Genomic DNA, 13,831 nt, shown 5'->3' on the forward strand with positions numbered 1-13,831 from the left:
CACTGCTCCCCGGCTATGCGAAGGCCTCCACCGGCGGGCACGAGCACACCAGATTGCGGTCGCCGTAGGCGCCGTCGATCCGCCGCACCGGCGGCCACACCTTCGGCCGGAACGACGGCCCGAGCGGATAGGCGGCCTGCTCGCGGGTGTAGGCGTGGTCCCAGTCGGCGGTCAGCAGGCATGTCGCGGTGTGCGGTGCGCCCACGAGGGGGTTGTCGTCCGCAGGCCACTCCCCCTGCCCCACCTTGTCGATCTCGGCCCGGATCGCGATCATCGCCTCGCAGAACGCGTCGACCTCGGCCAGCGACTCGCTCTCGGTCGGCTCCACCATCAACGTCCCGGCGACCGGGAAGCTCATCGTGGGCGCGTGGAAGCCGTAGTCAGCCAACCGCTTGGCCACGTCGTCGACGGTCACGCCGGTGGACTTCGTGATCCCGCGCAGGTCGAGGATGCACTCGTGGGCCACCATGCCGTGCTCGCCGGTGTAGAGCACCGGGTAGTACTCGTCGAGACGGCGGGCGATGTAGTTGGCGGACGCGATGGCCACCAACGTCGCCGAGCGCAGACCGGCCGCGCCCATCATCCGGATGTAGGCCCACGTGATCGGAAGGATGGACGCAGAGCCGTACGGCGCCGCCGACACCGTGCGGGCGTCACCGAGCTCGTCGGCCAGCGGGTGCCCGGGCAGGAACGGGGCCAGATGCGCGCGCACCGCCACCGGCCCCACTCCGGGCCCGCCGCCACCGTGCGGGATGCAGAACGTCTTGTGCAGGTTCAGGTGGCTGACATCACCGCCGAACCGGCCCGGACGGGCCAGCCCGACGAGCGCGTTGAGGTTGGCGCCGTCGACGTAGACCTGTCCGCCGGCATCGTGCACGGCGGCGCAGATGTCGGCGACATCCTGCTCGTACACCCCGTGGGTGGACGGGTAGGTGATCATCAGGGCCGAGAGCCGGTCGGCGTACTGGTTAACCTTGGCGCGCAGGTCGTCGAGGTCGACGTCGCCGTTGGAGCGGCACGCCACCACGACCACCTTCATGCCGACCAGCGCCGCCGACGCGGCGTTGGTGCCGTGCGCACTGGACGGGATCAGGCACACGTCTCGGCCGGTGTCGCCGCGCTGCTCGTGATAGGCCTGGATCGCCAGCAGACCCGCGTACTCCCCCTGCGAACCGGCGTTGGGCTGCAGCGACACCTCGTCATAACCGGTGATGCCGGTCAGCCAGTCCTGCAGATCGGCGATCAGTCGGCGCAGGCCCGGCGTGTCCGAGGCGGGCGCGAACGGGTGCTGGCGGGCGAACTCCGGCCACGTGATCGCTTCCATCTCGGCGGCTGCGTTGAGCTTCATCGTGCAGGAGCCCAGCGGGATCATGCTGCGGTCCAGCGCGATGTCCTTGTCGGCCAGCGAGCGCAGATAACGCATCATGTCCGTCTCGGTGCGGTACCTGGTGAACGCCGGATGGGTGAGGAACGGCGACGTGCGCGTGGCGATACCGGTCGACGCCGAGTCCCCGGAGCGCTGCGCGCCGTCCTCGACCCCGAACGACGCGAGCACCGCGGCGACATGCTCATCGGTGGTCATCTCGTCGCAGGCCACCGACACGTGATCGGCGTCGCGACACCAGACGTTGATACCGCGCTGCTTGGCCGCGGCCTGGACCTCGTCGGCGCGGCCGGGAACGCGGGCCAGCACCGTGTCGAAGAACGCGTCGTGGACGACCTCGATCCCGGCGCCGGACAGTCCGGCGCCCACCGCCGCCGCATGGGCATGCACCCGGCGGGCGATCGCCGTCAGGCCGGCGGCACCGTGGTAGCTGGCATACATCGCGGCCATCACGGCCAGCAGGACCTGGGCGGTGCAGATGTTGCTGGTGGCTTTGTCGCGGCGGATGTGCTGTTCGCGGGTCTGCAGCGCCAGCCGGTACGCCGGTGACCCGTCGGCGTCGACGGACACCCCGACCAGACGGCCCGGCAGCTGACGCGCGTGCTTGGCGTGCACGGCCAGATAGCCGGCATGTGGACCGCCGAAACCCATTGGCACACCGAAACGTTGGGTGGTGCCGAATGCGACGTCGGCACCGATCTCACCTGGCGGGGTGACCAGCGTCAGCGCGAGCAGGTCGGCGCCGACCGCGACCAGCGCCCCACGTTCGTGGGCGGCGGCGATGAGGTCCGACCAGTCGACCAGGCGCCCGCTGGCGCCGGGTAGCTGTGTGATGACTCCGAAGAACTCGCCGTCGGGTAGTCCGACGCTCAGGTCGGCGGTCACGATCTCGATACCCAGCGGTTCGGCGCGGGTCGCCAACACCGCGGCGGTCTGCGCGTACACGTCGACGTCGACGGCCAACTTGTTCGCCGATCCGCGGACCGCGCGGTGCATGAGAGTCATCGCCTCGGCGGCCGCGGTGCCCTCGTCGAGCATCGACGCGTTCGCCACCTCCAACCCGGTCAGATCCGTGACCATGGTCTGGAAATTCAGCAGCGCCTCCAGGCGCCCCTGGCTGATCTCGGGCTGGTAGGGCGTGTACGCGGTGTACCACGCCGGGTTCTCCAGGATGTTGCGCCGCAGCACCGGCGGGGTGAAGGTGTCGAAATAGCCCTGACCGATCATCGAGACCGCGACGGTGTTGGCGTCGGCCAGCGCGCGCAGCTCGGCCAATGCCTCGGCTTCACTGGCGGCGGCGGGCAGGTGCTCCAGGCCGGGGGCGACGCCGTCGGCGGTGAGCGCATCCAGGATGCCGGCCGGAAGCGCCTTCGCGGCGAGCTCGTCGAGCGAGGACACTCCGATGGTGCTCAACAACGTGTCGACCGCGGCGGCGTCCGGGCCGATGTGGCGGTCGACGAACGTGAGCTCTGAACGGGTTTCGTGGTGTTCGGACACTGGTAGAAATCTCCCGACGAGTGCCGCGGGCGCTTGGAGCGCAGGCGTACCGGCTCCTCCCCCTCTGTCGTCGGCCCGAACCGGGTTGCCTGAGAGATTCGGTGCCGGTCGCTTCTGCCGACCGAGACCTTTCCCCATGGGCGGGCAGGCCCACGTCGCGGGCGCACCACTTTCCAGAGGCATCGGGGCCTCGTGCGGTCCTGGGGGCCTGAGAGGTTGACGGAGAGGTGTTGCTCCTTCGGCGCCCGTGGCCGGCTGCCACGGAACTCTCCCGCGCAAGGGCGATGCGCAGTCGAGTGTACCGGCAGGTCACCTCACTGCGCGACGAGAGCAGGCGCTCGTCCGCCAAAGCTTTGATCGCGGCTCAGCCGCGCACCGCTCTGATCGGCTCAGCCGCGCACCGCTCTGATCGGCTCAGCCGCGCTCTGCTCTGATCGGCTCAGCCGCGTGCCTCTTTGATCGGCTCAGCCGCGCACTGCTCTGATCGGCTCAGCCGATCTTGCGGTCGCGGTGCTTGCGACGGGACGCCAACTCGTCTTCCGGCGTCGAGATCGACTCCCCGCCGTCGGCGCGCTCACCGGGGAAGTCGGCGATCGCACCGGTGAGTTCCCGCATCGCACCCGACACGGCGATGCCGAACACGCCCTGCCCACCCTGCAGCAAATCGACCACCTCTTCGGCGGAGGTGCACTCGTAGACGGTGGTGCCGTCCGAGAACAACGTGATGTTGGCCAGATCCTGCACGCCGCGCTGACGCAGATGGTCGACCGCGACGCGGATGTTGTGCAGCGAGATGCCGGTGTCGAGCAGGCGCTTGACGATCTTGAGGACCAGGATGTCCTTGAACGAGTACAGCCGCTGGCTGCCGGACCCTGCCGCTCCGCGGATCGAGGGCACCACCAGCGAGGTGCGCGCCCAGTAGTCGAGCTGCCGATAGGTGATACCGGCGATCTGACAGGCGCTGGGGCCGCGATAGCCGACCAACTCATCGGGCACCGAATCGTCCGGGAACAGACCGGCCTGAACCGGTTCACCGACCGGCTGAGGAAGGGTGTCCGCCTGCGGGGAGCCGGTGGTCAGATCCAGTTGCTCCTGGCGTGGCGTGTCTCCCACTTGTCGAATCCTCTCACCGATCGAACCCGCGTCGTTGACCTGCGTGGGCGCACGTCTACCCAGCTCTGCGAACTTCGTTCGAGCATACGCCCGAGAGCCTTCCGTGACTGCCCGTCGCCACCAAGTATGGCTGCCCGATTCACTTCGAAAAGAAACGCGCCCGCGTGTCGACCGCGACGAGACGCATCCGTGACCAAGTGTTCTGCGGTGTGCCTATGGCTCAGGTGGCCTTGAAATCGTCGGGCGACACGCTGTCGAGAAATTCCTTGAATTTCTCCACCTCGTCCTCGCGCACGCCGCCGTCGGCCTCGTCGTCGGCCTCGTCGGGAATCAGCAGGCCCGCCTCGGCCAGTACCGCCTCCTCGACGTAGATCGGCACCCCCACGCGCAACGCGATGGCGACCGAATCCGACGGCCGCGCCGACACCTTGATGTCGCGGTCGAAGATCAGGTCGGCGTAGAACGTGCCCTCCTGCAGGTCGACGATCCGCACCTCTTTGAGCGAATGTCCAAGAGCGGTAATGACATCGCGGAACAGGTCGTGGGTCAGCGGCCGGGGCGGCTCCACGCCCTGCTGCTCCAGCGCGATGGCCGCGGCCTCGGACTGCCCGATCCAGATCGGCAGATAGCGGTCGCCGTTCGACTCGCGCAGCAACAGAACGGGCTGGTTGCGGGGCTGCTCAACTCGAATGCCGACCACACGGACCTCGCCCATTTGTGCCTGCCCTCCGCACCGGTGTGTTGCCACTTCTCATCCGGCCGGTGCCGGCCGAATCCGACGGGTAACCCGTCACGGCGAGTCTAGTCCTCAGCGATCCAGAACGTCGCGCACGGCCGACTTGATCAATGACGTGTGCAACGTGATCGCCAACGCCGCCACCTCGCGGGCCAGGTCGTCGGCGCGGTCGCGCGCTCCGGCCTTGCCGCCCTTGACCACCGGCCCGGCGATCTGGGCGATCAGATCGGACTGCCGGTCGGCGGCCGAACGGAACGCCCGCAGGTGCCGCGGCTCGACGCCGTAGTCCGCCAAGGCGCGGGCGCACTGCGCGATCACCACCGCGTGCTCGTCGTACAGCGCCGTGCCGGCACCCTTGAACATCGGCGTGATCACCCCCGCCCGCACCAGAGCGTTGAGCAGTTCGTCATCGACCCCGGAGCGCTCGAGCAGATCCTCCCGAGTCAGCCGCACCTGAGCCGGTGCCACCGCAGCCCGCCCCGCCGCGACCCCGGACTCCCCCGTCACCGGCACCAGCCGTGGCGCCGGGTAGCCGGACGCAGCGACCGCACTCTGCGGCAGTTCGCCGTCGGGCTGCGCGTCCAGTTGGGCCTTGATCACCTTCAACGGCAGATAGTGGTCCCGCTGGGCGGTGAGGATGAAGCGCAGCCGCGCGCAGTCATACGCGGTGAACCTTCGGTAACCCGACGCAGTCCGCTCGGGCGTGACCAACCCCTCGGCTTCGAGAAACCGGATCTTCGAGATCGTGACGTCAGGGAACTCGTCGCGCAGCAGATCGAGCACAACCCCGATCGACATCCCGTTCAACGCAGGGGTGTCGGGTTGCGTCATCGGCTCGCTCGCGCAGCTTCGGTGGTGTCGCTCGGTCGTGGGTCGGGGTCAGTCGGCGGCGCCGCTGTCCTCACCTTTCGGTCCGGTGAGAAAGACCAGACGGAACTTGCCGATCTGCACCTCGTCGCCGTTGGCGAGCACAGCGGAATCGACCGGTTCCCGGTTGACGTAGGTGCCGTTGAGGCTGCCCACGTCGACCACCTGGAACTCGCCGTTCTCGAGCCGGAACTCGGCGTGGCGGCGGCTCACGGTGACATCGTCGAGAAAGATGTCGCTGTCGGGATGCCGACCGGCCGACGTGGTCGGCTGATCGAGCAGGAAGCGGGACCCGGCGTTCGGCCCGCGCTTGACGACGAGCAAAGCCGACCCGACCGGCAGACCCTCGACCCCGGACACCGCGCTTTCGCCGCTCGCGGCGGGCGGGGCGTCGAGCTCGTTGAGGAAGTCGGCGCGGAACACCGATGTCGTTTCCACGGTGACTTCCTCAGAGTCAGCCCCAGAGTTGAAGTCCTTCTCCGTCACCCATTGCTCCTCACTGGCTGCCGTAGCGCGACCCGGCCGGTTTTTCGGGGGTCACGCCGCTGGTGTCGACCGTACCGTGCTGCAGGCCGCGTTGTGCGCACCACCGCCGGATCGGCTCGTTGCTGTCGGTCTGCAGAACCCTAACAACAACTCAATCCGTGGCGTGGTCGCGGTAGCCGTCGGCGTCGAGCAGATCGCCGAGAGCGGCCGCCAGGTCGGCGGCATCGGCCTGCAGCTCGACCAGCCAGCCCTCGCCGTAGGGATCGGAGTTGACCAGACCGGGATTGCCCTCCAGATCACCGTTGACCGCAATGACTTTCGCGGTGATCGGCGCGTAGAGATCCGACACCGACTTCGTCGACTCCACTTCGCCGAACGAATCCCCGGACGTCAGCTCGGCTCCCACGTCGGGCAACTGGACGAACACCACGTCGCCGAGGGCGGACTGAGCGAAATCGGTGATACCGACCCGCACCGTGTCGTCACCGGTCTTGCGCACCCATTCGTGTTCGGCGGTGTAGGACAACTCGGCGGGAATCTGGCTCACAGCGCTCCTCGGTTTCTCAGCTGATCGGTGGATGTGGTGCTGGGGGTGCTCACTTGACGGGCTGAGCGTATTGGCGTGGTTTCGGTTGCCGCAAGGCGGTGACGTCGACCCGGTCGGACTGTTCTATCACCATGGTCCCCCCGACGCGTTCGATGCTGTCGGTCGCGCCGCCGGGGATGTTCATCGCCGCGGCGAGTGTGGGCGGGTCGCCGATCGCGAGCACCGTGTACGGCGGGGTGAGGGTGGCCCTGTCGACGACCAGAGCGCCGGGCTGGCCCACCACCCAGGTGTCCACACCGACGCGCACGGCGTTGTCGCTGCCGGCCTGGCCGCCGCCCCGGATCTCCAACGCCTCCGCACCGGCCGCCCGCAGTTCGTTGATGACGTCGAGCATCGTCTCGGGCGCGACGCCGGGCGCCGGATCCTCGATGGTCAGTGTCACACCGGGACCGGTGGCCGGGACGGTGCCGATGAGGATCGACAGTGCGGCCAACCGCGCCCGCGCATTCTCGATGGCCGCCTGATCGCTGTTGCCGGAGGCTCGTACCTCGTCCAGAGTCCGTTGCAGTTCGGCGACTTCGGTGTTCAACGCCGCCTCGCGCTGCTGCAGCGAATCCAGCAGAACCAGCAGGTCGGCGGGGCGTGCGGTGTCCAGCGCGTCGCCGGAGTCGGTCTGGCGGACCTGCGTGGCGATCGCAACTCCGAGCAGCAGGCACAGCAGCACGGCCAACACGCCGAAAACCATCGAGGACCGTCCGCGGGGGGCCTGCCGGCTGCTCGCCGCCGCATCGCGCGGCAGCTCGTGGCGACCTTCTTGACGGCCTTCGTGGCGGCTGCGTTCGTGATCGCCGCTCATGCGCCGAACAACCTGCGTCGCAGCGCGGCGGCGTTGCCGAAGATGCGGATGCCCAGCACCACGATGATGGCGGTGGACAGCTGGGTTCCGACACCGAGCTGGTCACCGACGTAGACGATCACGGCAGCGACCAAGACGTTGAACACGAACGACACCACGAACACCTTGGCGTCGAAGATGTGCTCCAGATAGGCGCGCAACCCGCCGAACACCGCGTCGAGCGCTGCGACGACGGCGATCGGCAGATAGGGCTGAACCACGTCGGGCACGCTGGGCTGCAGCACCACGCCGATCACGATGCCGATGACGAGGGCGACGATTCCGATCAATTGGGCCCAATCTGTTTGGCGAAGTTGACGTCCCGTACCGATCCGGCGGGCAACGCCAGACCGTCACCGCCGGCGACGGTGACTCCGACCCCGTACGAGGTCTCCAGCAGACGCAGACGTTGCAGACCGGTACTGCGGTCGAACGACTCCTGCATCGCGTGCGGCGGTCCGACCGCGAGGATGACATAGGGGCTGGAGATCGGCTTGTTGTCGACGAGGATCCCGCCGCCGGCCTGTCGGATGGTCACGTTGGGTCCGATGCGGACTCCGCCCACCGAGACGGCCTCGGCCCCGGCCACCCACAGCGAGTTGACCACCAATTGCAGGTCGCGGTCGAGGATCACCTGCCGGCTTCCCTCCACCCGCTGCTTGGACACGTCGGTCAGGTCGGGGGTCATGCCGGGGTCGGTGACCGTGACTGTCAGGCCCGGACCGATCACCGGTGTCGCCGCCGCGGCGAAGTTCGCCTGGTCCAGTTCGGCGAGCAGGCGGCGGCCGATCGCGTCGCCCTCCAGTCGGCTGCGGCGCTCGGCGTTGACCTCTGCTGCCAGCGTGTCACGTTGCTCGGTCAGTTCGTCGGTCGTCGCCTGGGTCGCGCTCACGCTGCCGGCCAGCACCTGACGCGACTCCACGACTCCGGGTGCGGTGGCGCGGGCCTGGGACCAGGCCAGCACGAAGACGGTCGCGATCGCCACCGCGGCCAGCAACTGCCAGGCCCACTCGGTGCCGCGTCGCCGAGGCCGTCCGTCGCGCGCGGCGGCCGCGTAGCCGGGGTCGAGGTGCTCGGACAGCAGCGACCGGAGCAGCGACGGAACCGGGATCCGCGTCGGTGCCCCCGCCCGATGCTCGTTTCGTCCCGAGTCGAATCCCCCCAGCAGGCTCATGTCGGGTGCGCCCTCACCGGCATCGTGCGCGCGACCAACGCGACCTGGGCCAGGTACAGCACGCCCGACCACAGGTACATCACCAGGCCCCAGATGAGGAAGCCCCAGCCGCAGGCCAGCACCACCCGCGCCCACAGCGCGTCGTACTGGCCGAGCAGCACCAGCGGCAACCCCGACATCAGAGCGAACGTGGCGGCCTTACCGAGGTAGGTGACCGGCAGTGCGGCCAGGCCGCGCCGCCGAAGAATCGGCAGCGTCGCGGCGAGCACCGCGTCGCGGCCGAGCAGCGCGGCGACGAGCCACCACGGCAGGGCGCCGGCGAACGCCATCGCGACCGGGACCACGACCATGTAGATGCGGTCCACGGCAGGGTCGAGCAACTCCCCCAGCCGCGAGGACTGATTGTCGAACAGGCGCGCGATCTTGCCGTCGGCCCAGTCGGAGAAACCACTGAACATCAGGATCGCGACCGCCCAGCCCAGCGCGCCGGACACCAGCAGCAGGTACAGGAACACCGGGACGAGCACCAACCTGATCACCGACAGTGCGTTGGGCACCGTGAGCACCCGATCTGGTGATGTCACGTTCCCGGTCCCAGCGCTGTCGCTCGGCGCCTCGGCCATGCCTAGAACCTAGCGGAACACCCCGGGCAGGCTCAGCGCGGACATCGACTCGTCGGAGAGCGGATTGTCGTGCACCATGTACGTCCACGTCGAGGTCGGCCGGGCCAGCTTCGACAGGTCCACGCCGGGCTCGTCCTCGATCGAGGGCGCCGTGTCGAACGTCTGCTGAGCCGCCTCGATCGCGTCGGCGGCCAACGAGGCGAACGCGTCGACGGCCAGCCGGTGGAATTCGTCGAGCGGGTTCTGCCGGCCGAGCGCGCGCAGGTGGATGCTCTCGCGGATGTCGGCGAGGAAGTCCAGATGGTCGGCCCAGCCGCGGTCCAGGTGGTAGAGCATGATCAGCCGGCAGATGGTGGCCAGCTTCTCCTCGGCGTCGGTGCCGAGCTGTTCGCACAGTTCGGCGTAGCGCTCGGGCGACAGCTCGGCCAGCTCGTCACGGGCGGTCGTGGTGCGCAGCAAGGTGTCCCGGCGCTCGACCAGGATCGCGCGCTGCTGGGCGATCAGCTGGTTGTAGCGCCAAGTGTTGGCGTGCACGTCGAGCAGCCTGCCCTCGGCGATGCGCTGGGCGTGTTCGAGCAGGCTGGCCGCCTTCGGGTGCACGACGCGACCGTCCTCGTCGCAGTCCAGCGGCAACTTGTTGGGTTCCAGGTGGGAGACCACGACGTCGTCCTCCCAGCTGGAGAAGAACACCGTCGAACCGGGGTCGCCCTGGCGCCCGGCGCGACCGCGCAGCTGGTTGTCGAGCCGTTCGGTGTGGTGACGTCCGGTGCCGATCACGTGCAGGCCGCCCAGTTCGGCGACCCGGTCGTGGTCCTGCTCGGCAGACCCACCCAGACGGATGTCGGTGCCGCGGCCGGCCATCTGCGTCGACACCGTGACCGCGCCCAGCGCGCCGGCTTCGGCGATGACGGCCGCCTCTTCGGCGTCGTTCTTGGCGTTGAGCACGACCGCCGGGATGCCGGCCTTCACCAGGCGCTCGTGCAGTTCCTCGGACTCGGCGACGTCACGCGTACCGACCAGCACCGGCTGGCGGGTCTCGTGCACCTCGGCGATGTGTTCGATCAAGGCGGCGGTCTTCGCGGCGATCGAGACATACACCCGGTCGGGTTCGTCCTCGCGGATGTTGGGCTTGTTCGGCGGGATCGGCGACACCCCGAGCTTGTAGAACTGGCGCAGCTGTTCGCCGGCGGCCAGCGCGGTACCGGTCATGCCGCACACCCGCGGGTACCGGTTGATCAGCGCCTGCACGGTGATGGTGTCGAGCACTTCACCGGTCTCGGTGGTCTCGATCCCCTCCTTGGCCTCCACCGCGGCCTGCAACCCGTCCGGCCAGCGCTGCAGCGTCGCGATGCGACCGCGCGAGGCGTTGATCAGGTGAACCGCATCGTCTCGGACGATGTAGTGCACGTCGCGCTGCAGCAGCACGTGGGCGTGCAGGGCGACGTTGATCTCGGTCAGCGTCGTCCCCACGTGCTCCTCGGAGTACAGGTCGATACCGCCCAGCGCGGCTTCCAGCTTGCGCGCGCCGACATCGGTCAGGTGCACGTTGCGGCTGTCGGCATCGGTGGCGAAGTCGCGGCCCTCCTCGAGGTCACCGACCATGCGGATGAGCTCGACCCGCGGTGTCTCGCGGTGGCTGGTACCGGCCAGCACCAATGGGACCAGGGCCTCGTCGACGAGCACGGAGTCCGCTTCGTCGATGAGCGCGACGTCGGGGTTCGGCGACACCAGATCGGCCACGTCGGTGACCAGTTGGTCACGCAGCACATCGAAGCCGACCTCGTTGACCGAGGCGTAGGTGATGTCGCGTTGGTAGGCGCTGCGGCGCTCCTGTGCGGTCGACTCCGCGGTGATCCAGCCGACCGTCAGGCCCAGCGCCTCGATCAGCGGAGCCATCCACTCGGCGTCGCGGCGGGCCAGGTAGTCGTTGATCGTGATGACGTGCACGTTGCGACCGGACAGCGCGTAGCCCGCGGCCGCGATGGCCCCCGACAACGTCTTGCCTTCACCGGTGGCCATCTCGACGACGTCACCGGCGAGCATCCTCAGCGCGCCGAGCAGCTGGACATCGAACGGGCGCAGGCCGGTGGCGCGCTCGGCGGCCTCGCGGGCAATCGCGAGGAACTGCGGGATGTCCTGCGCGTCGGCCAGGTCCTCGAGCTGCAGCAGCGAGGTCGCTTTGCGCATCTGCTCGTCGTCGAGCTCGGCGGCCTTGTCGGCGAACTCCTCGGCGGCGCGCACCTTGTCCATGGACCGGTCATGGTCCTTTTCGGTGCTGGCGCCGAGCATCTTCCAGAATCGGCCGGACAATCGTCCCTGCGCCTTCTGAGCTGATTTCTGGGCCGGTTTGGATTCCGACTTCGATGAGGTGCGAGCCACACGATCACGGTACGCGTCTGCTCTCCGGCGCCGAGCGTGCGTGTCTCCCCCGACACGCCGGCGCCGGCCTGATTCTGCGCACGCTCACGCCGCCCCGCACGTTCGTCGACTTCCTGCCCGCCGTCCAGCGTCGGCTGGGGTAGCTTCGCCGCAGGCGAGACCGCGGTGGAGGGGAGGTGGCACGGCTGTGGACGGCGAGAACGCCGGGACGTTCGAGCCCACCCTCGACTGGAGCCGGGAGTGGCTGCACTCGGCGCAGTGGGTCGCCACGACCTTCGTGCTGACCCTGATCTGCCTGCTGCTGGTGCTGGCCGCGCTGGCCCGTTTCACGGTGTGGGGGCGGCAGTTCTGGCGGGTCAGTGGCGACTACTTCACCGGCCGCAGCAGTGTCCCGGTCTGGTTGCTGTTCGGATTTCTGCTGCTGTCGACGGTGATCTCGGTGCGGATCAACGTGCTGCTGACCTACTACGTCAACGACCTCTTCACGGCGCTGCAGGTGGCGTTTCAGGGGGGTGCCTCCGGGGCGGGCCGCGACAGCGGTATCGCCGGCTTCTGGGCCACGATGGTGGTGTTCGCGGTGCTCGCCGGCTGCTACATCGTGAGGCTGCTGGCCGACCTGTACGTCACGCAGCGGTTCATCATGCGCTGGCGCGTGTGGCTGAGCCGCCGGTTCATCGACGGCTGGCTGCATGATCGCGCCTACTACCGGTCGCAGTTCGCCGGCCGCCAGATCGACAACCCCGAACAACGGATCCAGCAGGACGTCGACATCTTCACCACCGGCGTCGGCGGATTCACCAACAACCCGATGTACCACTCGGGGCACACGCTGCTCTTCGGCGCGGTGGAGGCGGTGCTGTCGGTGCTCTCGTTCGGCCAGATCCTGTGGCGGCTGTCGGAGTCCCTGACGATCGGCGGCCTCACACTGCCACGTGCGCTGTTCTGGATCGTGTTGGTCTACGTCACCGTCGCGACCATCGTCGCCTTCGTCATCGGGCGGCCGCTGATCCGGCTGAGCTTCGTCAACGAACTGCGCAACGCCAGCTTCCGCTACGGCCTGGTCCGGGTGCGGGAGGCGGCCGCCGCGATCGGTCTCTACCGCGGCGAGCGTGCCGAAGGCGCGCTGTCGAAGGGTCGCCTGGACGCCGTCATGGACAACTATCGGCACTGGCTGAACCGCATGATGCTGTTCTTCGGCTGGAACGTCTCGATGAGCCAGGCGATCAACCCGCTGCCGTGGTTGGTGCAGGCGCAGGGGTTGTTCGCCGGGCGGCTGACATTCGGCGATGTGTGGCAGTCGTCCAACGCGTTCGCCGCGATCCACGACTCGCTGTCGTTCTTCCGCAACGCCTACGACCAGTTCGCCAGCTATCGGGCGGCCATCATCCGGCTCGACGGGTTGGTCGACCAGAACGTCCTCGCGGCGACGTTCCGCGGCGTCGAGAGCCTGGAATCCGCCGACGATGCCATCGCGGTCGACGGCGTCGACGTGCGCCGGCCCGACGGCACGGTGCTGCTGCACGGCCTGGATCTGCAGGTGGCGCCCGGCGAGGGCCTGGTCATCTGCGGGCCGTCCGGGATCGGCAAATCGGTGCTGCTGCAGAGCCTGGCCGGCTTGTGGCCGTACGCGTCCGGGCGGGTGGCGCTGCCGGCGGGCAGCGACGCGGTCATGTTCGTGCCCCAGCTGCCGTATCTGCCGTTGGGCGATCTGCGCTCGGTCGTGACCTACCCCCGCCAGGGCGACGACGACGACCGCGCGATCCAGCGGGCCCTCATCGACGTCGACCTGCCTGCGCTGGTGCTGCGACTCAACGAAGTCGCCGAGTGGGCCACGATGCTCTCGGTCGGCGAGCAGCAGCGCATCGCCTTCGCCCGCGTCCTGCTGGCCAAGCCGAAAGCCGTCTTCCTCGACGAGTCGACCTCGGCGATGGACGAGAAGCTGGAGTCGGTTCTCTACGAGCGCCTGCGCGCTGCACTGCCCGACGCGGCCGTCGTCACCGTCAGCCATCGCGCGACCGTGCACGGCTTTCACGAACGGCGGCTGGAGCTGCTCGGCGACGGGGAATGGCGGCTGACGCGACTCGCTGCATCGCCGTGATCGGCTCCGTCACGACGAATACAGATTGTCAC

The 13,831-nt window shown here is 68.6% G+C and carries 12 protein-coding genes and 1 riboswitch; of the genes, 1 reads left to right on the plus strand and 11 read right to left on the minus strand.

All coding sequences use genetic code 11. From position 1 onward, the window contains the following. Window positions 1-13: 13 nt before the first annotated feature. The 11 genes from gcvP to secA2 form a co-directional block, all read right to left on the minus strand. Window positions 14-2,881, minus strand: coding sequence for an aminomethyl-transferring glycine dehydrogenase (gcvP, locus tag ACEWX3_RS14830; protein ID WP_374156957.1), 2,868 nt, complete (start codon window positions 2,879-2,881; stop codon window positions 14-16). A 185-nt stretch (window positions 2,882-3,066) separates the two neighbouring features. Continuing rightward, window positions 3,067-3,165: riboswitch (glycine riboswitch) on the minus strand. A 205-nt stretch (window positions 3,166-3,370) separates the two neighbouring features. Further along, window positions 3,371-3,994 (minus strand): MerR family transcriptional regulator, encoded by a 624-nt coding sequence (locus tag ACEWX3_RS14835; RefSeq protein WP_152517291.1) that lies wholly within the window; start codon window positions 3,992-3,994, stop codon window positions 3,371-3,373. A gap of 220 nt (window positions 3,995-4,214) precedes the next feature. Next, complete coding sequence (locus ACEWX3_RS14840) at window positions 4,215-4,709, minus strand: bifunctional nuclease family protein (protein WP_207068730.1); 495 nt, start codon at window positions 4,707-4,709, stop codon at window positions 4,215-4,217. 93 nt (window positions 4,710-4,802) lie between these two features. Then, window positions 4,803-5,561 carry a MerR family transcriptional regulator gene (locus ACEWX3_RS14845; RefSeq protein WP_207068731.1) on the minus strand — a complete coding sequence of 253 codons (759 nt, stop codon included), beginning with the start codon at window positions 5,559-5,561 and terminating at the stop codon, window positions 4,803-4,805. A gap of 48 nt (window positions 5,562-5,609) precedes the next feature. Beyond that, window positions 5,610-6,083 carry a glycogen accumulation regulator GarA gene (gene garA / locus ACEWX3_RS14850; protein ID WP_152517288.1) on the minus strand — a complete coding sequence of 158 codons (474 nt, stop codon included), beginning with the start codon at window positions 6,081-6,083 and terminating at the stop codon, window positions 5,610-5,612. A gap of 151 nt (window positions 6,084-6,234) precedes the next feature. Further along, window positions 6,235-6,630, minus strand: coding sequence for a glycine cleavage system protein GcvH (gcvH, locus tag ACEWX3_RS14855; protein ID WP_152517287.1), 396 nt, complete (start codon window positions 6,628-6,630; stop codon window positions 6,235-6,237). Window positions 6,631-6,679: 49 nt separating this feature from the next. Next, complete coding sequence (locus ACEWX3_RS14860; protein WP_374156958.1) at window positions 6,680-7,486, minus strand: DUF881 domain-containing protein; 807 nt, start codon at window positions 7,484-7,486, stop codon at window positions 6,680-6,682. After that, window positions 7,483-7,815, minus strand: coding sequence for a small basic family protein (locus tag ACEWX3_RS14865; protein ID WP_152517285.1), 333 nt, complete (start codon window positions 7,813-7,815; stop codon window positions 7,483-7,485). The genes ACEWX3_RS14860 and ACEWX3_RS14865 overlap by 4 nt, the downstream gene beginning before the upstream one ends. Beyond that, the gene (locus ACEWX3_RS14870) at window positions 7,812-8,699 is read right to left on the minus strand and encodes a DUF881 domain-containing protein (protein ID WP_283612683.1); all 888 of its coding nucleotides are present in this window, start codon (window positions 8,697-8,699) and stop codon (window positions 7,812-7,814) included. The genes ACEWX3_RS14865 and ACEWX3_RS14870 overlap by 4 nt, the downstream gene beginning before the upstream one ends. Further along, complete coding sequence (locus ACEWX3_RS14875) at window positions 8,696-9,322, minus strand: CDP-alcohol phosphatidyltransferase family protein (RefSeq protein WP_221357648.1); 627 nt, start codon at window positions 9,320-9,322, stop codon at window positions 8,696-8,698. Before ACEWX3_RS14875 ends, ACEWX3_RS14870 begins: the two co-directional genes overlap by 4 nt. Before the next feature lie 9 nt (window positions 9,323-9,331). Next, window positions 9,332-11,701, minus strand: coding sequence for an accessory Sec system translocase SecA2 (secA2, locus tag ACEWX3_RS14880; protein WP_221357650.1), 2,370 nt, complete (start codon window positions 11,699-11,701; stop codon window positions 9,332-9,334). 187 nt (window positions 11,702-11,888) lie between these two features. Here secA2 and ACEWX3_RS14885 point away from each other — a divergent pair, with 187 nt between their 5' ends. Then, a complete protein-coding gene (locus ACEWX3_RS14885) occupies window positions 11,889-13,799 on the plus strand; it encodes an ABC transporter ATP-binding protein/permease (protein WP_221357653.1) in 1,911 nt (636 codons plus the stop codon). The last annotated feature ends 32 nt before the right edge of the window (window positions 13,800-13,831 follow it).

This window comes from Mycobacterium sp. G7A2, assembly GCF_041902445.1.
Taxonomy (GTDB): Bacteria; Actinomycetota; Actinomycetes; order Mycobacteriales; family Mycobacteriaceae; genus Mycobacterium.

Coding starts and splice junctions, on each gene's coding strand:
- ACEWX3_RS14840 (WP_207068730.1), bottom strand. CDS start 4,709: ATGGGCGAGGTCCGTGTGGTCGGCATTCGAGTTGAGCAGCCCCGCAAC.
- ACEWX3_RS14845 (WP_207068731.1), bottom strand. CDS start 5,561: ATGACGCAACCCGACACCCCTGCGTTGAACGGGATGTCGATCGGGGTT.
- ACEWX3_RS14860 (WP_374156958.1), bottom strand. CDS start 7,486: ATGAGCGGCGATCACGAACGCAGCCGCCACGAAGGCCGTCAAGAAGGT.
- ACEWX3_RS14870 (WP_283612683.1), bottom strand. CDS start 8,699: ATGAGCCTGCTGGGGGGATTCGACTCGGGACGAAACGAGCATCGGGCG.
- ACEWX3_RS14875 (WP_221357648.1), bottom strand. CDS start 9,322: ATGGCCGAGGCGCCGAGCGACAGCGCTGGGACCGGGAACGTGACATCA.